Annotated in this window: 16 protein-coding genes; 5 read left to right on the top strand and 11 right to left on the bottom strand. The window is 59.7% G+C overall.

Annotation, left to right across the window (positions count from 1 at the left end):
- Positions 1–694: 694 nt before the first annotated feature.
- Positions 695–1,558: a hypothetical protein gene (locus VMY05_01605; GenBank protein HUV29776.1), complete on the bottom strand. Its 864-nt coding sequence runs from the start codon at positions 1,556–1,558 to the stop codon at positions 695–697.
- 138 nt (positions 1,559–1,696) lie between these two features.
- On the opposite strand from VMY05_01605, the gene VMY05_01600 reads away from it, so the two are divergent.
- The 5 genes from VMY05_01600 to VMY05_01580 are packed head-to-tail and all read left to right on the top strand — an operon-like array spanning position 1,697 to position 5,199.
- The gene (locus VMY05_01600) at positions 1,697–2,602 is read left to right on the top strand and encodes a DNA-processing protein DprA (protein ID HUV29775.1); all 906 of its coding nucleotides are present in this window, start codon (positions 1,697–1,699) and stop codon (positions 2,600–2,602) included.
- A gap of 8 nt (positions 2,603–2,610) precedes the next feature.
- Entirely contained in the window at positions 2,611–3,228 is a 618-nt protein-coding gene (locus VMY05_01595; protein HUV29774.1) for a YigZ family protein, read from the top strand.
- On the top strand, positions 3,206–4,132 hold the full coding sequence (locus VMY05_01590; GenBank protein ID HUV29773.1) for a PfkB family carbohydrate kinase: 927 nt from the start codon (positions 3,206–3,208) through the stop codon (positions 4,130–4,132). The genes VMY05_01595 and VMY05_01590 overlap by 23 nt, the downstream gene beginning before the upstream one ends.
- Positions 4,125–4,688 carry a phosphatase PAP2 family protein gene (locus VMY05_01585; protein HUV29772.1) on the top strand — a complete coding sequence of 188 codons (564 nt, stop codon included), beginning with the start codon at positions 4,125–4,127 and terminating at the stop codon, positions 4,686–4,688. Before VMY05_01590 ends, VMY05_01585 begins: the two co-directional genes overlap by 8 nt.
- Positions 4,672–5,199, top strand: a complete 528-nt coding sequence (locus VMY05_01580; GenBank protein ID HUV29771.1) for a macro domain-containing protein — start codon at positions 4,672–4,674, stop codon at positions 5,197–5,199. The genes VMY05_01585 and VMY05_01580 overlap by 17 nt, the downstream gene beginning before the upstream one ends.
- A gap of 15 nt (positions 5,200–5,214) precedes the next feature.
- On the opposite strand, the gene VMY05_01575 is transcribed toward VMY05_01580, so the two are convergent.
- From VMY05_01575 to VMY05_01530, 10 genes are all read right to left on the bottom strand, one after another.
- Complete coding sequence (locus VMY05_01575; GenBank protein ID HUV29770.1) at positions 5,215–5,754, bottom strand: hypothetical protein; 540 nt, start codon at positions 5,752–5,754, stop codon at positions 5,215–5,217.
- Positions 5,755–5,786: 32 nt separating this feature from the next.
- Positions 5,787–6,914, bottom strand: a complete 1,128-nt coding sequence (locus VMY05_01570) for an N-acetyltransferase (protein HUV29769.1) — start codon at positions 6,912–6,914, stop codon at positions 5,787–5,789.
- A 4-nt stretch (positions 6,915–6,918) separates the two neighbouring features.
- Positions 6,919–8,058 (bottom strand): aminotransferase class I/II-fold pyridoxal phosphate-dependent enzyme, encoded by a 1,140-nt coding sequence (locus VMY05_01565; GenBank protein ID HUV29768.1) that lies wholly within the window; start codon positions 8,056–8,058, stop codon positions 6,919–6,921.
- A 221-nt stretch (positions 8,059–8,279) separates the two neighbouring features.
- The gene (locus tag VMY05_01560) at positions 8,280–10,232 is read right to left on the bottom strand and encodes a prolyl oligopeptidase family serine peptidase (GenBank protein ID HUV29767.1); all 1,953 of its coding nucleotides are present in this window, start codon (positions 10,230–10,232) and stop codon (positions 8,280–8,282) included.
- A gap of 187 nt (positions 10,233–10,419) precedes the next feature.
- Entirely contained in the window at positions 10,420–11,505 is a 1,086-nt protein-coding gene (gene serC, locus VMY05_01555; GenBank protein ID HUV29766.1) for a 3-phosphoserine/phosphohydroxythreonine transaminase, read from the bottom strand.
- Positions 11,506–11,555: 50 nt separating this feature from the next.
- Positions 11,556–12,431, bottom strand: a complete 876-nt coding sequence (locus VMY05_01550; GenBank protein HUV29765.1) for a hydroxyacid dehydrogenase — start codon at positions 12,429–12,431, stop codon at positions 11,556–11,558.
- Between the two features lie 19 nt (positions 12,432–12,450).
- On the bottom strand, positions 12,451–13,695 hold the full coding sequence (locus VMY05_01545) for a DUF1015 family protein (protein ID HUV29764.1): 1,245 nt from the start codon (positions 13,693–13,695) through the stop codon (positions 12,451–12,453).
- Positions 13,696–13,844: 149 nt separating this feature from the next.
- Positions 13,845–15,950, bottom strand: a complete 2,106-nt coding sequence (locus VMY05_01540) for a prolyl oligopeptidase family serine peptidase (GenBank protein ID HUV29763.1) — start codon at positions 15,948–15,950, stop codon at positions 13,845–13,847.
- Between the two features lie 134 nt (positions 15,951–16,084).
- Positions 16,085–16,630: an SWIB/MDM2 domain-containing protein gene (locus VMY05_01535; GenBank protein ID HUV29762.1), complete on the bottom strand. Its 546-nt coding sequence runs from the start codon at positions 16,628–16,630 to the stop codon at positions 16,085–16,087.
- A gap of 200 nt (positions 16,631–16,830) precedes the next feature.
- Complete coding sequence (locus VMY05_01530) at positions 16,831–18,042, bottom strand: metallophosphoesterase (GenBank protein HUV29761.1); 1,212 nt, start codon at positions 18,040–18,042, stop codon at positions 16,831–16,833.
- Positions 18,043–18,176 lie beyond the last annotated feature (134 nt).

Genomic DNA, 18,176 nt, shown 5'->3' with positions numbered 1-18,176 from the left:
GTATCTCCTCAGCGATTTTCAGATGGGCCGAGTCCCGCAGATCAAGCGCAACCTCGTACTCAGTGGCCAACTGCTCCTGGGTGAGAGTGTCTCTTATGGGATCGGATTGGGGAGGTGGCGGGTGTGGGCGGTAGTGTCGAGGACGGCTTATCCAGTATTCGACGGTGTCACCCGTCGATACAAAAGAGCGCTCGATTGTTCCTCGAAGCCGGCCACACTCCAGGGTCACACGCACAGAACTTGTATCATCGTCTGGAATCGATACCTGGAAAGTCGTTGAATAAGGACCATCATCCTGAAGCTCCACTTCCCAGGTATTCTCACTGAACGTTTGAACGTAATTCAACGTGGTTACTGCCACCACAACCTTGTTTCCACACGGACGTCTGGGGCTGAATGTCAGTTTCATAGTCACAGGGGCGTTCGTTGTCAGCTCTGATACAGGCTCCAGGGTGAAATCAAATGCATGTGGTCTTTGCACGCCGGAGTAGGCCGGCTTTCCAGCCCCAGCCAGGAAAATCAGTAAAAGCGCCAAACCTGTTGCTTCTCGCATTCTCTTCATAACTCCCTCCCTTTGTGTCCCTCAAACAAGACGCACCAGACCGGTCGTGTTATAACACATGAACATGACTTACCTCCCCCTCCTGTCTCTGTCCCTTGGACAGGCAAGGGTTGGGTAGAACCGGCAACGATCCTACTCAGCCCTTTTTAGTTCCTGTTCCAGTTCCTCGATGAGTGAATCCAGCTTGAGATCCCGTGAGACTATGCCTGCCGTCGAACGATAAATCTCCAGTGCCTCTGTTTTCTTCGTCACGTCGTCCTGAGCGGCAAGGGTGTGAGCCAGGTTGACCTGGAGCAGGACGTTGGTCGTATCCCTGGTGGCCAGATCGCGGTAGATTCTTTCGGCCTCCCGGTAGCTCTCCTGTTTTGCCAGGATCAGAGCCTTGGTGCCAAGAAAGGGATCGCTTTCGCCGAACCTGGCAATTGCGGTGTCGACCCAGGCCATGGCCGCGGGCCCGGGTTCAACGGTCGTAGCCAGCACGGCGGCCTGCATATAGTAGGTCGGATTGTCAGGCTCCACTTCGATCGCCAGTTTCGTGTAGTAGTATGCGTTGCCCGGATGATTGTCTTTGCCCCACAGTTCCGCGTAGTCAGCGTAATGGTCCTCGATCCGGTCTCCGGTACGCACCAGGCCGGTGAGCGCCGTGCGGGCGTAGTCCCAGTCCTCCAGGGCCAGGGCGATTTCATATAGCTGCCGGTTGGTCTCACGGTCGTTCGGGTACAGAATGTCGAGCCGTTTGAGATAAAACAGGGCCGAGTCGTAGAGGAAGTCCCGCTTGTAGCTCATACCGGCGTAGTACAGCAGATCCTTGTTGGAGGGTTCCTTGGCCACACCCCTGAGAAAGTAATCGCGAGCGGTGGCGTAATCCTGCTGAAGGAACGCTTTCTGACCTGCTGCTTGCAATTCCTCGACGCTGTCAGGGCCGCTGCACCCGCCCAACACGACCGCCAGCACCAGCCCCGCTAAAATGCCGGCAAAGAGACTCGCACGAAACATAGTCTGAGTATACCTAAATGAGTACCATAGTTCAAGTCCCGGTTCGGCAGCGCGACCCGGGGCGGGGCATGCCCCGTGCCTTCGGTTCTGCCGTAACGTGGCCGGTTGACTTGATCCTGCAAACGGTTACATTAGGGCATGGTTGATACGTCGCAGTATCCAATAGCCGCGCAGTTGCTCGCTCTGTGCAAACTGGCGGGCGTGACACCGCGCATGTTCGAGGCGCTCTTCCGGCATCTCGGTCCCCCCGAGCGCATCCTCAAGGCCGCTTCGGCCTCGATCCTTGAACTCGACGGCATGACCGCAGAAGCGGCCAAGAGAATCTCCTCGGCGTTGAACCGCCTTGATGAGGCTCAATCGCTCTTGGACAACCTCGCGTCCCGGGACATATCGGTCGCGAGCCGGTTTACCGATGGCTACCCGCCGTTGCTGTTCGAGTTGAACGACCCCCCGCCCCTGCTGTTTGTTCGCGGCCGTCTGACTTCACCGGATAAGCGGTCCGTGGCCGTCATCGGCGCCGAGGTGGCAACCAACGAGGGTATCCAGATGGCGACGCGACTGGCCAAACGGTTTGCCGAGGAAGGTGTCCAGATGATTTCATCGCTGTCCGGCGGCATCGACTTTGCCGCCCATCTTGGATGCAAATCGGCGACCGGGGAATCCTTCGCGGTCCTCGACGTCGGCTTCGATCAACTCGGCGGCGACGAGGCCATGCGGCTGGCTATCGACATCGCTCAGGCGGGCGGTGTGATCAGCGAGCACCTTCCCGACGAAAAGCCGAACTTGCAGGCCATGGCCCAGGCCAACCGGGTTCTGATCGGTCTGGCCCAGGCGGTCGTGGTCCCGGAGATGTACGCCGATTCGGCCCGGGCGCTCGATATTGTAACCTGCTGCAACCAGATAGGCAAGTTGACCTTCTTCATGGTCGACCCTGAACTGGGTCCCCTGGCCGACGAAGAGAGCCTCTCGCACGCCGTTCAAAGCGGCGCCATCCCGATTGAAGGATACGATCGCCTTGACGAAATCATCAAGGCCCTGGTATAAAGACCGCCATGGACGACCGTTTTCTGATAATAGCCCGGGAGACAAAAACCGAGATCAAAGTGAAGGGCTCGAGGTTCATAGGCGAATCCTGCCTCGTGTCCTCTTCCGAGAAGGCGGCAGCCAGGCTGGAGGAAATCCGCAGGCGCGAATTTTCCGCCACTCATCACTGTTACGCCTGGCTGACGGGCGCACCGGGTGAACAGGCGTTCCGATATTCCGACGACGGCGAGCCGAACGGTACCGCCGGCAAACCGATATACAACGTGATTACGGGCAGCGGCGTTACCAATGTGCTCGTTGTCGTTACCAGGTACTTCGGCGGCACCAAGCTCGGTACCGGCGGGCTGGCCAGAGCCTACACGGAGACGGCCAGGGCCGTGATGGACCTCTCGGGCGTTCGTGAACGGTACGTCTGCCGGCACTACCGCGCTGATCTCGACTTGTCTCTGTACGACCGTTTGCAGAAACTGCTGCATCGTCTCGAGGCACGGATAGAGGATACCGATTTTTCTGACCACGTGAGCGTCCGCCTTGAAATCCGCCGCAGCCGGGTGGATGAACTGGTGGCCTCGTTCAACGAACTGACTGCGGGAAAAGGACGGATTGAGGAAACCACGCCGGACTGAAACCATAGACTGCCTGGGCATCGGCATCATGCCCCTGGACCTGCTGTTCAGCGTCGATACCTATCCGCGAGCGGGCAGCAAGATTGACGGCCGGGGGCTGTGTATCCAGGGGGGCGGGCCGGTACCCAACGTGATGATCGCCCTGAAACGCATGGGCCACAGCGCCGCGCTGATTACGGCCGTGGCCGATGACCTGGTGGGCAGGCTGGGCCTTGAGGACCTTGGGAAAGAGGGCGTCGATCACCGCTTCGTGGTGTTCAAGAGAGGGTCGTCCGATACCGCCGTCGGCGTCGTCGAGACCCCCGGCGGCCGCCGCACGATGGTGCTCAATCGAATAATCCATTTGACGCCTCGCGACATTACGCCGCTGCGCTATCCCATCCCGCGGATAGTCCACCTGGACGGTCGCGATCTGAAAGCCTGCATCAAGCTGGCCCGATGGGGAATACGCGTGGGCGCAACCATCACCTTCGACATCGGCTCAGTCCGAAACGACGTCTCACCGATCTTCCCTTTGGTCGATCACCTCGTGGTCGCCGACAGCTATGCCTTCCCGTTCACCGGCGCCCGTTCGGCCCGGCAGGCAATCCAAAGGCTGCGGCGCCACTGCCCGGGGAGCATTGTCGTCACTGAGGGAATCAAGGGATCGACCGGCTTTGAGAACGGCGCGTATGTCCGTCGACCGGCCTTCAGGGTGAAGAACGTCGATACGACGGGAGCCGGAGACGCCTTCCACGCCGGTTACATTTACGGATTGCTTCAGGGTTTCACGATGTCCGAGCGCCTGAAGTTCGGATCCGCCACGGCGGCGCAGAAGTGCACCCGCATGGGTGCGCGGGCCGGCCTTCCCACGGCGGCACAGGTTGCCCGATTCCTGAAGAAAGGTCCGCCCACCTATGCTTGAGTTCCTGGCCGAAATTGACCGGGTCGTCTTTCTCTTTGTCAACCTCACTCTGGCTAACCCGGTCACTGACTTTCTCATGCCGATTGTTACGTCTGATACGCTCCTGAAGGTTCTTTACGGCACGGTCGTGCTCGCCATGCTGATCAAGGGAGACCGCAAACTCAGGTGGCTAGTGGTGGCGTCAGGGCTGACACTTCTGCTGTCAGACCAGGTGTCGGCCGGTCTTCTGAAACCCGCCATCGGGCGGCTGCGTCCCTGTCATACGATGACGGTCGTCCACTTGCTAGTCGGCTGCGGGGGAGGCAAGGCCATGCCGTCGGCCCACGCCGCCAACGTGTTCGCCCAGGCGACGCTCTTTGGATATCATTACCCCCGGGCGCGCACCTACCTGTTCTCCTTCGCGGCCCTGGTGGCGATCAGCCGGGTGTTTGTCGGCGTCCACTATCCCGGCGACGTGCTGGCGGGCGCCGTTCTGGGAACTGCCATCGGGCTGATCCTGGCCCGCGCCTTTCGAACGTTCTACAGGAGGGTTCTGCGAAGTGCCGATCAAGCTTGAAGTCGTAAAAGGCGACATCACGGCGGCGGATACGGAGGCAATAGTCAATGCCGCTAACAACGAATTCTGGATGGGTTCAGGCGTGGCCGGCGCCATCAAGCGCCACGGCGGGCAGGTGATTGAAGAGGAAGCCATGCACAAGGGGCCGGTAATGCCGGGCGAGGCCGTCTATACGGGCGCCGGCAGACTGCGCTTTAAGTACGTCATCCACGCGGCCGTCATGGGCCAGGATCTTCGCACCAGCGACCGGCTGATCCGCCGGGCGACAATCGCCGCACTGAGCCTGGCCGAAAAACTCGGACTCAAGTCACTGGCCCTGCCGGCCTTTGGCACCGGTGTCGGCGGTTTTCCCATGAAGGCCTGCGCCAACATCATGGTAAAGGCAGTACGAGGGTTTGAGTCGCAGGTGGTCAACTTGCAACGCGTTCAGTTTTGCCTGTTCGACGACACGGGCTACAGGCTTTTTCTGCAGGTCGTGCAGGGGGAATCGCATTCTGAGGACGCCCGGTAAGGAACGGGCACCCGCTCACCTTGTCACGCGCACCTTAAAACGACCGTTGAACCTGAACGTTTCTCCCGTCCGGTTGCGGTATTCACCGTTGATGGTACCGAACAGGAGTTTTTTCGGCAGCGAGTCCAACACCAGCGTGCCCGAGTCAGCCAAGAAAATCTTCTCCTCAGGCGGCTGATCGTACCGCCCTATCACGTGGGCGAATGAGTTATTCTCCAGCACAATCGTGTCCGGTCGGAGGTCCCGGGGCAACTGGAGGTAGAGCAAACAGCGGAAGTACTCATCATAGCCAAGCAGCTGTGACCTGTCTACCTCAAGCCGCTCGCCGCGCGTGCCGATGCTGAGAATCAGGCAACTGCCGTCGCCGGACTGCAGTTTAACGTCCGCGAACGGATCCCTGATGGTCGCTGCCTGGACGTACTCCGTGTTTTCAATCTTTACCTTCTTGTCGAACTCGCCGGTAACCATATAAAGATCCAGCCGGTAGCGGCTGGTGCAGGCAAAGGTCACCGATATGACCAGCGTGACGAAGAAAAATTTGTGAATTTTTCTCATGACTTCGATCATCTGGACGCGTGGCCCAGGTCTTACAGCGGCATTTCCACGATCCGATACTTCTTGTACGGTTTGGCACCCATTTCTTCGCACGCCCGGCACATCAACTCGTTGGTTTCAAGAATCCATGACAGTTCCGCTTCCCGGTAACCTTTGGCCACTGCCCGCACGAACGTTTCAATGTACATCATGGAATCGATCCCGCGCTTCTGGTATTCGGGCATGACGCCGAACGTTATCAACCTGACGCTGTCAATCTTGTTTCGCAGCTTGGTATGCCACAGCAGCTTGAGCACTCCCAGTGGAAAAAGCCTGCCGTTTAGATGAATCAGGCCCTTATTGACGTCCGGCAGGGCCAGCGAGAAAGCCACCGGCCTGTCCCCGTGCTCGGCAATCAGGACCAAATCGGCATCGATGACCCGCCTGAGGTTAGCGGCCATATGCTCGAATTCGGCTCCGTCCATAGGTACGAATCCCCAGTTGGCCGCCCAGGCCGTGTTGTAGACCTCCTGGATGCGTTTGATTTCGTTGTCGAAATCAGACAGCCGAAGGCCGCGCAAAGTGATGTTAGTGCGCTGCCTGGTCTTGGCGACGACGCGCTGAATCCGCTCGGAAATGCCGTCTTCCTTCGTGAGTCGGTAGGCAATGAGGTCCATGACCTTCTTGAGCCCGAACTTTTCGGCCAACTGCACCTGGTAGGGGTGATTATACGTCATCATCACGGCGGGCGGCCGGTCGAACCCCTCGACGAGGAAACCGCACTCGTGATTGGTGGAGAAGTTCATGGGGCCGCGCATTTTCTCCATCCCTTCCGTCTTGAGCGTGATCATGGCGACCTTCAGCAGCTTCTGGGCAATCTCGTAGTCGTCGGGCGTGTCGAGAAAGCCGAAGAAACCCACCCGCTCCTGGTGGACGTCGTTGTGCCGGAAGTTGATACACGTGGCCACACGCCCCACTACCTCGCTGCCCTGGAGGGCCAGGAACAGCTTGACACGGGCCGTGCGGTAAAACGGGTTCCTCTGGAAATCGAAGAATTCCCTGCGCTCGCTCAGAAGGGGCGGCACGTAGTTGGGGTCACCCTTGTACAGGCGATTGGGACAGCGAATGAACTGTCTCAGTTGCGCCGAGGACTCTACTTCGACGACTTCGAAGGTTGCCATAGACTCAGGAAATGAGTCCCTTTTCCCGGCCGACCTTGGCCACCACCTCCAGCACCCGATCCAACTGCTCGTCGGTATGCGTGGCGGTGTAGGACGTTCGGATCATCGCCTGACCCGGCGGAACGGCAGGAGAGACTATCGGATTGCTGAACACGCCGTTGTCAAAAAGCGCCTTCCAGAACGCAAACGTGTCGAGGTCCTCTCCGACCAGGATGGGGACAATCGGCGTGGCCGAGTTTACGGTGTTAAATCCGAGGGTCTTGAACTCGCGGAGCATCCGCCTGGCGTTTTTCCACAGGTGTTCGCGGCGCTCCGGTTCGGCCTGGATGATGTCGAGGGCCGCCAGCACGGCCGCGGCCGACGAGGGCGTGATCGACGCAGAGAATATGAGTGCCCGCGAGTTATGCTGAATATACTCTATGACGCTGTCGTCGCCGACCACGAACCCGCCCAGCGACGCAAATGACTTTGAGAACGTGCCGGTGGTCAAGGCAACCCTATCGGTCAGCCCGAAGTGCTCGGCCGTGCCGGCGCCGGTGGCGCCGAGCACGCCGATCGAGTGAGCATCGTCAACCATCACCGTGGCGCCGTATTTGTCCGCCAGTTCGACGATCGCAGGAAGGTTGGCAATATCGCCTTCCATGGAGAAAACGCCGTCGACCGCAATCAGGATGCCGCTACGATGGTTGTTGCTCCGGATATTACCGAGAATGCGTCCCAGGTCCGCCATGTCGTTGTGCGAGAACTTCAGCGTTTTGCCATGAGAGAGGCGACAGCCGTCAACTATGCATGCGTGATCCTGACGATCGATAACGGCGGTATCGTTCTTGCCGACCAGGCAGGAAATCGTCCCCATATTGGTCTGGAATCCGGTGGAGAAAACCAGCGCCCGGTCTTTCTTCATGAACTTGGCCAGCCGATCTTCAAGCTCGAGGTGAAGATCAAGCGTCCCGTTGAGAAACCGCGAACCGGTGCAGCCGGAGCCGAACTTGCGGGCCGCCTCAGCCGACGCCTCTTTGACCTTGGGGTGGTTTACCAGGCCGAGGTAGTTGTTGGACCCGATCATGATGCACTCTTTGCCGTCGACAACGACTTCGTCGCCGGGGGCAGACTGAATAGGGTGGAAGTACGGATAGATCCCCATTGCCTGCACTTCGCGCGAGGCCGTATACTGGCGACACTTCTCGAGAAGGTCGGCATAGCCGACGGCGGTCTTGTCCTGAGCCTGCAAATCAATTCCTCACGGCATAGGGTTGGTAATAAACCAGATTGTCACATAAAAACCTCTGTCCCCCCCTTTGTCAAGCAATTAGCAACCCGGACCAGGCGAACCGGCAGGCCCTTCGCCGGCCCGGCCGGCACCCATTATTTCAGAAGGTACTGCTCGAAAAACAGCACGACCGACTGATCGAAGAAGTCCTGATTCTTCTTCTTCCGGTAGCCGTGGCCTTCATCTTTGGCCAGCAGGTACCAGGCTTCGACGCCGTTTTTCCGCACGGCCTGAAGAATCTGCTCGGCTTCACTGGCCGGTACCCGGGGGTCATTGAGCCCCTGCGCGATGAACACCGGTCTGGTGATCATGTGCGCATTGGTCGTCGGCGATATGCGATTGAGGAACTCCCGCATCTCCGGGTCGCGCTCATCGCCATATTCGGCGCGGCGAAGATCCCGACGGTACGCCTTGGTATTCTCAAGAAAGGTGACGAAATTGCTGATGCCGACGACGTCGACGGCCGCCCGGAGCCGGTCGTTGTAATGGGTCATCGACGACAGCACCATGTAGCCACCATATGATCCGCCGTAGACGGCGACCCGTGTGGGGTCGAGCTCCGGTCGGGTGTCTATCCAATCCAGAAGGCTGCCTATGTCGCGTACGGACTCTTCGCGCCCAAAGCCGTTATCCATCAGCCCGTAAGTCCGGCCGTAGCCGGATGACCCGCGCACATTGGGGATCAGGACCGCAACCCCGAGTTCGCGGACCCAGTACTGAAGGCGGGGGCTGAAATACGGCCGGAACTGCCCTTCGGGCCCGCCGTGAATCTGGATCACCACCGAGTAGGGTTCCGCGGCACGCTCGGGTTTGTAATAGTAGGCGGGTATCATGCGCGGTTGCCCGTCCACTGAATCGAAAGTCGGGTACGCTACCAGTTCGGGGCTGACAAACCGTTCCCGGCTCAAACCGCCGACCTCGCTTAGTGTCCACCGCACCAGTGAGCTGTCAGCCAGGACCAGGGAGTAGACGTCGCCGGGGGAAACCGGTGTCTCAAGCGTAAAGCCCAGTTCGGAACCGTCAGGTCGAAACCGCAGGTCGCTGACCTGCCCCGCCGGCAGCCCAGGCACGGGCCGGTACGCACCTGTCCGGGTGTCGAGCAGGTAAAGACGGCTGACTCCGTTTTCGTTGACGGTGAAAGCCACCGTCTCTCCGGAGGGCGAAATGGCCAGGCCGTTCACGTCCCACGGGATCTGCGCGGTCAGCGTCTTCAATTCGCGGCCGGCCAGATCCAAAGACCTCAGATGGCGAAACTCAGAGCCGTAGTCTGTGATGATGTACAGGGTCGAACCGTCCCCCGAGAACACACCGCCGCCCATGGCCATTTTTTCGTCGGATGGGTTTACTCGCTGCATCTCGCCCGAAGAGACATCGGCGACGTAATAGTAGGCTTCGTTGATGGAAACGTAGTTTTCTACGAGCAGCCTGGTTTCGTCGGGAGACCAGGCCAGCGGCTCCCAGTATCCCTGCCCCTGCACCACCGTCCTTGCCTCGGTCGGCGTGTTGATGTCGGCAACCAGGATATCCCAGTCCTTGCCGTTGCGGCGCGTGCTCTGGTAGGCGAACATGCCGCCGCTTGGGGACCATTTCATCTCGCCATTTCGAGACTTGCCGTCCGTTACCATGGTGATGTGGCTTGGGTCCAGGTCAAGGTAGAAAATCTGATACAGTTCGTCACCCCCGATATCCTTGGAAAAGAGGATTCCGGGGCGGGCGGTATCCGGAGAAACCCGGGCCGAGCCGACCGGCTCGTCGAAGAAGGTCAACTGTTCGCGGGCGCCCAGCGGCTCACGGACAAAGTGCAATTGTGCCGTCTCCGCGAAACGGGTCGTGATGACGATACCGCTCCCTGACGGGTCCCAGCCGTTCAAATAAGCAGACCGCGTATTGCTATACTGACGCATGCGGTCGACTATCCGGTCGGGGATCTCCGGAATGCTCTCAATTGCCAGGTTGCCCACTTCGGTTCGCTGGACCTGGGCGCGGGGGGCTGTGCTTATGGCCAGGCATGCCAGAAGAGTAAAGCATATCGTGCGGACGGGCGTCATGGTGCGGCCTCCTTGTTCGGGCGGGTCAGTCGAAAACAATACCGGTTCCTATCTACGACACGAGTCGTGATTTGTCAAATGAGAACGAACCTGAGGCTGGTGAATCCGGGACCGCCCATATACAAAGGAGTCAGGGCCTCACCAGGCCCTGACTCCGTGGGATTATCGGTATCTGCCGGCCGGCAGCTCAATTGGCCTTCTTGAACGCCTCCATGAATTCAGCCAGCTTCTCAACTCCCTTAAGCGGCATCGCGTTGTAAAGAGAGACACGAACACCACCCACGCTGCGATGCCCCTTAAGTCCGCCCATGCCCGCCGCCGTCGCTTCGGCGATGAACTTCTTCTCCAGGTCCTCGCTCGGAAGGCGGAACGTCAGGTTCATCCAACTCCGGCTGTCCGGCTCGACCGTTCCCCGGTAGTAGTCCGGGTAACGATCCAGCAGGTCATAAATGCGGCTCTTCTTGGCCACGTTGACCTTCTCGACAGCCTCCAGCCCGCCCTGCTTCTTGATCCACTCCAGGACCAGTTTCACGACGTACACGCCGAACACGGGCGGGGTGTTGAACAGGGAGTCCTTCTCCCAGTGGGTGCGGTAGTCGAGCATGGTCAGATTACCGTCCTTGCAGCGCTCCCGCAGGCTCTCGTGGACAATGACGGCCGTCACCCCGGCCGGACCGAGGTTCTTCTGGGCGCCGGCATAGATCAGCGAGAACTTGCTGAAGTCCAGCCGCCGGGAGCATATGTCCGAGGACATGTCGCACATCAGGGGCACGCCGGCGAGGTCGGGCCACTCGTGATACTGGGTACCGTAGATGGTGTTGTTTGACGTCAGGTGCAGGTACGCGGCATCGGACGGGATATCGATTTCCGACGGTTTGGGGATGCGCGTATACTTCTGCTCCTTGGAGGAGGCGGCCAGGTGCACGTTGCCGACGATTTTGGCCTCCTTGATGGCCTTCGAGGCCCAGGAACCGGTGTCGACGTAGGCGGCGGTTTTGCCGGCCGGAAGAAAGTTGAGCGGAATCATTGCGAACTGCGTCGAGGCGCCGCCGCCAAGAAACAGCACCTTGTACTTGCTGGAGAGACCCATCACCTCAAGCAGCAGGGCAGCGGCATCGGTGTTGATTTCCGAGTACTGGGGCGAGCGATGCGATATCTCCATCACGGACATGCCCGTACCCTGATAATCCAGCAGTTCTTCCTGTACGATCTTCAGGACATCCAGCGGAAGAGTGGATGGTCCCGGGTTAAAGTTGAATATCCTGTGAGCCATGGTCTTGCCTCGTTATCCTCTGTTTACATTAGGGCCACAACCGGTAACTTCTACGCGACGAAATTCGCTATAATCTGTTCCACGATGGCGCCGATTCGGAGCAGATTCTCCCTTGAGGAGGCACCGAGATGGGGCGTGAGAATGCAATTGGGCGCCTTCAGAAGCGGGCTGTCCCAGTCCGGGGGATCGGAAAACCAGACGTCGTTGGCAAAGCCACCGAGCTTGCCGCTCTTGAGGGCCTCGGCGACGTCCTCCTCCGCCACGCACTTACCCCGACCGGTATTGATCAGGTACGCGCCGTCCTTGAAGTCCGCCAGCGTCTTCTTGTTGATGAACCCCTTCGTCTCGGCCGTCAGCGGCATGTGCAGCGAGACGTAGTCGGCCTCCCTCAGGACGCTGCTCAGGTCGCCTCTCATCTCGGCCAGGTCGGAGAAGTACACGAACGGGTCGTAGCCGAGCACTCTCATGTGGAACGCCTGGGCACGAGCCGCCAGGGCCGAGCCGATCCGGCCCATCCCGAGAACAGCCAGCGTCTTGCCCATCAACTCGGTGCGCGTCAGTTCCTTCTTGAGCCATTTGCCGTCACGCATGGAACTGTCCGCCCGGGTGATGTTGTTCGGCAGCGCAATCATGAGCGCAAAGGCCAGTTCGGCCACGGCGACGGATGACGCCGCCGGCGTGTTGTACACCTCTATCCCCTTCTGCCTCGCGTACTCAAGATCGACGTTGTCCAGGCCGACGCCGCCGCGAATGACCAGTTTGAGTTTAGGCGCCGAGTCAATGTACTCCCTGGTCACTTTCGTTTTGCTCCGGACGAGGACAATCTCGGCCTCGGGCACCCGGCCCTTGTCGTCGGTCACCTCGCCAAACCTGGCCAGCTGACCGGGCAGGCCCGGATCAAAGGCATCACTGATGAGAATAAGCATATCGGTGTCCTTTATCTTGTTAATCGGTTAACGGGTTAACCACCATGCCGCTGCGCAGCTTGGGCTCAAACCATGTCGACTTGGGCGGCATGACTTCACCGGCATCCGCGACCTTCAGCAACTGTGCAATTGAAGTCGGATATAAAGAAAAGGCAACCTTGTACTCTCCGGAATCCACTATCCTGACCAGCTCGCCGACACCACGAATACCGCCGATGAAATCGATGCGTTTGTCGGTGCGCGGGTCAGTGACGCCGAACACGGGTGCGAGGAGATTCTCAGCCAGAATGGAGGCGTCGAGCGAACGGGTCGGATGCGCGTCGTCGAAACTGCCCGGTCGAGCCTCCAGAAGATACCAGTTCCCGTCAAGGTAAACTCCGAACTGATGCGGGCGGTCCGGGTCGACGGCACTCTGTTGCGCCGTCACGTCGAATTTTTCACCGGCGCGCCGGAGGATCTCCTTCGGTGACATTCCGTTGAGATCCCTGACAACCCGGTTATACGGCAGGATGCGGAGTTCGCTGTCCGCAAACAGCACGTTAAGAAAGAAGTTGAACACTTCCTGACCGCTGTGCCGGGGATTTTTCTCGGCCATCCGTCGGCATACCTCGGAAGCGGACTGGCTGCGATGGTGACCATCGGCGATATACAGGCAGTCCAGCCGAGCGAACGCTGCCGTGATCTCATCGATAAGACCGCCGTCATCGACAACCCAGAGCTCATGTCGAACACCGTCCCGGCCGGTAAAATCAGTTTCGGGCGGGGCGGCAGTGATCTTCTTGAAGAGGGCGTCAACGCTCGGGTCGTGCCGAAAGGTTGAAAACACGGGGCCGACCTGAGCCTGCAGGTACTCTATGTGGTTGGCCCGGTCACGCACCTTCTCGGGTCGCGTATTTTCATGCTTCTTGATCTTGCCGGCGTCGTACTCGGCCACCGACGTCAGGGCAACCAGACCGATCTGGCCGGCACCGCGCCAGGTGAGACGATACAGATAGAAGGCCGGCCGGGGATCACGGATCATGACACCGTCCCGGATCAGCCTCTCCAGGTTTTCCTTCCCCCGCAGGTAGACCGTCTCGCTGTACGGATCTACGGCGTCGTCAAACTCCAGTTCTGCCTTATTGACCCGGAGGAAAGTGTTGGGATTGCTGAGAGCCAGGTCTCTTGCTTCCTGACGGCTCAGCACGTCATAGGGGGGCGAGGCGACTTCTTGTGCAGCGTCGGGCCGCGGCCTGAGTCCCCTGAAGGGTCGCACCAAAGTCACGGTATCTCCTCTTTTGCTGGACCTTTCTTTGTGAACTATTTCACAGTAGGCCCATTATAACACTCGGCTCAGAAAATTCAACCCCCTTTAACGGCAAAACCGGGCAAGCGGCTGATTGCTCGTGGTGCCCGCCGGAAAACCGACCGACGTTACGGGCGCACCTGCAACTGCCAGAATAGAAAACTCACTTCATCGACCAGGTTCTCGACCGTCCGGCCGACCGGACGACCCTCGGAGTGCCCGGCTTGAGTATCATAAAGCAGCAGAACCGGGTCGCTTGCCGCCGTCGCCGATTGCAGCAGGGCCGTCATTTTGCGGGCATGGCAGGGGTCGACGCGTGTATCTGCATCACCGGTCACAAACAGCACGGCCGGATAATCGGTCCCGGCCCGGACATTGTGGTAGGGCGAATAGGCCATCAGGTAAGAGAACTGGTCCGCGTTTTCCGACGAGCCGTATTCGGACGTCCAGAACCGGGCGACCAGAAACATGTGATATCTGATCATGTCCAGGAGCGGGTACGTGCAGAGAACGGCCTTGAAAAGCTCGGGCCGCTGGGTGAGCGCCGCCCCGACCAGCAGACCGCCGTTACTGCCGCCGGAGATTGCTAGCCTGTCCGCGCTGGTGTAACCGTTATGCATCAGCCACTCGGCCGCGGCAGTGAAGTCGTCAAAAGTATTCTGTTTGCTTTCAAACATGCCGGCCCGGTGCCACGTTTCCCCGAACTCTCCCCCGCCGCGCAGGTTCGTCACCACGTAAACGCCTCCGTGCTCGGCCCACACCAGCCCCGTCGGGCTGAACCAGGGAGTCATGCTGTGATTGAAACCACCGTAGCCGGTCATCAGCACCGGGTTGCTGCCGTCAAGCGCCAGCCCCGAGCGGTGCACTACGAACATTGGAAGTCGTGTACCATCCACGGAACTATACCAGACCTGTTTCACGTCGTACCGACCGCTTTCGGGGCCACCGCCCCGAGAGAACCAGACATCACGGTCACCGCTCGCCAGGTTATACCGATAGATGGTACGCGGGCGGACAAAGGAACTGAACCTGAACAGCAGATCGGGACCGTCCCACGTCCCTCGCAGCGCGCCGGAGGAACCCGTCTCGGGAAGGGCGATGTCGGTCAGGAACGTCCCGGCGGTATCGAAGAGCCTGAGGTGCGAGCTGATCTGTTCGACATAATTGAGGCACAGTTTTCCGCCGACAAGAGAGAAATCCTCAATAACACCTTCACCGGCGGGGACAACCTCGCGCCAATTTGCCTGCTCGCCGTGCTCAAGGTCGACGCGCAGGATTCGGCCGTTGGGCGCCTCCCAGTTCGACAACAGGTAGCAGTGCCGACCGACCGCCACCGGGCGAAACCTCGCCTCTATGTCGGTGACCAGCGGTCTGACAGGGCCATCCTGCGCCAGGTTCTTGAAGTAGACTTCCGTCCGGGTCGCCGCCGAACCGTGAAAGACCGTCATGAGCAAGTAGCTGCGATCGTGCGACGGCGCCACTTCGACAATCTTATCGGGACCGTAACCGTCGCCGAAAACGACGGAATCCTCAGCCGGGTCGGTCCCCATCTCATGGTAGTACACGCGCGGGCCCACCGATTCAGACCTGCCGTAGTAGAGGCCGGACAGGTCCGAGGTAAACGCCACCCCCCCGTAATAGCTGCCCCTGGCAAGCACGTCGGGAAGATCGCGGCGATTTTCCACGTCGAGGACACGCACAATCACCTGGTCTTCCCCTCCCGACCGAACACCGTAGGCAAGCAGTTGTCCGTCCGGCGAGACGTCGAGAATGCTCACGCTAAGGCTGTGATCGTCGCTCATCGTGTCCGGGTCGACCAGCACCTGCTCCTGACCGTCCAGCCCCCGGCGCATGCAGATGGTGAACAGATCCTGGTCGGCGTTACGACGCCCGTAGAAGTATCGATCCCCGGCCACCGTAGGTACGTCGACCCTGTCTACGCGAAGGAGTTCATCGAACCGGCGGCGAAGTCGGTCCCGCCCCTCCAGCGTGTCCAGGACGGACCGGGTGAACTGGTTCTGGCCGGCTATCCAGTCCCGGGTCTGTGAGCTCCGTTGATCCTCCAGCCAGCGATAGGGATCCTCCACGGCGCGACCGTGGAGAGTGTCCGTGACCACCTCTACGTGCGTCGGGGGATACACCGCCGGCCGGCCGGCTCGTGCCGGTGAATACAGAACCGGTCCGACCGTGCACAGGACAGCGATTACTAATCTGATACGGGTTTGCGCGTTCATACCACCTCGGCTTGCTCGATAGTGCTGTTTCTCATCCCAAGGTACGGAGCCGACGGCGCGGGAGCAAAAGGAATGAAAAAAAACAGGCCGGCATAGCCGACCTGCCCTGTGTACTTAGATGAAGACCAGGCTCGCTACTTCATGTGCTTGGAGATAAGCTTGGTCATCTCAAACATTGAGACCTTTCGCTTGCCGCCGAAGACCCGTATGAGCTTGTCGTCGGCATTAATCATGCGACGGTTCACGGCGTCCTGAAGTCCGTTCTTCTTGATGTATGCCCAGATCTTCTTGGTGACCTCCGTACGAGGAATCGGCTTGGCTCCTACGACGGCGCCCAGATCGGCCGATAGCGTCATCGGCCGCATGAAGGCCGGGTTGGGTTTGCGCTTGGTGGTCTTCTTCTTGGCGGCCGCTTTACGAGTGGTTTTCTTGCGCGGGGCCGCCTTGCGGGTGGTCTTCCCCTTGGGCGCCGCCTTGCGTGCGGTCGTCTTTCTCGGCTTGGCCGTCTTCCGCTTGGCGGTCGTCTTCTTCCTGGCTACTGCCTTCTTCCTCACAGTCGGCTTCTTGGCGGCTACTTTCTTTTTCGCGGTCGTTTTCTTCTTGGCCGCTGTTTTCTTGGCAGCCGTCTTCTTGCGCGGGGTCACCTTCTTCTTGGCAACCTTCTTCTTGGCTACTGCCATTTGTTACTCCTTTAGCATTACGTTAGGGTTACGGCTTAACCTTGACTTCTCTCTCTCTGAATCATGAGTAGCTACGCAAAACCCCGGTGCAACCAACTCCCTCTATTCCTGCAAAACATAATCTCCCCGGAGTTTTTTTAGCAAGAAAAAATATTCATCTCGGGCAAAAAAAATCAACTTGAGCGACGGCACGACGGACGTCAGCGAGACCCCTGCGAGCGTACCAGCTCCAGCACCGGCGCCTCGGGAGGACAGCCGAGACGAAACGGAAACCAGTGACCGACACCGCTCGAGGTATACAGGTGCGACGCAGCCGTACGGTAGTGTCCCCACAGGTATTGTCGCGGGAAATAACTTTCGAGGAGGGAACGTCCGAACAACCCAATCTGCGCCCCGTGCGTGTGGCCGGCCAGCGTGAGGTGCACACCCCGCGCCGCGGCGTAGTCGAAGACGGCTGGCCGATGGCTCATCAGAACCGTCACATCACCGTCGCGGGTTTCCGAGAGAGCAAGGTCCAGGCACCGGGTATAGAATCCGGCGTCGCCACCCTCCATCAGCCGGGGATCATCGATCCCGGCAATAATGACCGAGGCCTCACCCACGGGCAAGCGGACCGCCTCGTTCACCAGCAGCGGCACCGGGGAACCGTCGAATGTCCGCCTCACCTGGGTCAGCCCCCTGAAGTGCTCGTGATTGCCGAGCGACGCGTAGCACCCCATTGGTGTGCCCGACTCTGCTATCAGCCCCAGCGCGCCGGGTAACTGGGCAAGGTCGTCGGCCACGTCGCCGGTGACCAGGACGACGTCCGGCTGGAACTCCTGAGCCTTCTGCAGCACCGTCACCAGATCGTCGAGGGTGACGTAGTGCGCCAGGTGGAGATCGGACAGGTGCAGAATTCGCAGGCCGACCAGGTCGTCCGGGAGGTTGTCCATGGCAATCCTCCGCAGGTACACGTTGGCAGACACAAACGAACGCCCCACTCCGAAGACACCCATACCGATCGTTCCCAGCGGCACCGCCATGGCCACCCCCTTGAGGAACAGTCGTCGACGGCGATCCGGCGGCTCTCCCCTGCCCGGTGCCCAGTGACGTGTAAGCCGGTGGACCCAGTGATCGACCAGATGGATGGCGCCCGACACCGGCAGGGAGAGCATCAGGCAGACTTCAAGGATGAAGGCCATGGCGGCGACCACCGAGGCCGGGACGGCCAGCCAGGGGATGCGATAGAACTCGCCGGCGGCGAACACGACGAACCCCGCGACACCGACCAGCGGCAGTGACAGGGCCAGGCGGCGGACAACCTTCTTTTTCCACCACACCTTATTCAGAACGCGCAGCAGAAGGACCTCGATCAGGCCGAGGACCAGAATGAACAAACTGACAAAGAAGACAAAGAAGAATATCGTTTTCATTTTCAGACTACCTGCGGCGCTCTATACCGGGCGCACCTCGCGTTCACCGGCCGGCGGCCGGGCGAAACCGGTCGCCGGGCCCGGTCACGCGCGGCCCGTGATGGAGTATGATAACGGTATACCGATGCTGGCAC

This window comes from Acidobacteriota bacterium (genome assembly GCA_035529075.1).
Lineage (GTDB): Bacteria > Zixibacteria > MSB-5A5 > GN15 > FEB-12 > DATKXK01.
The sequence above is the reverse complement of the archived record's forward strand: the minus strand, read 5'-3'. Positions and strand labels throughout refer to the sequence as shown.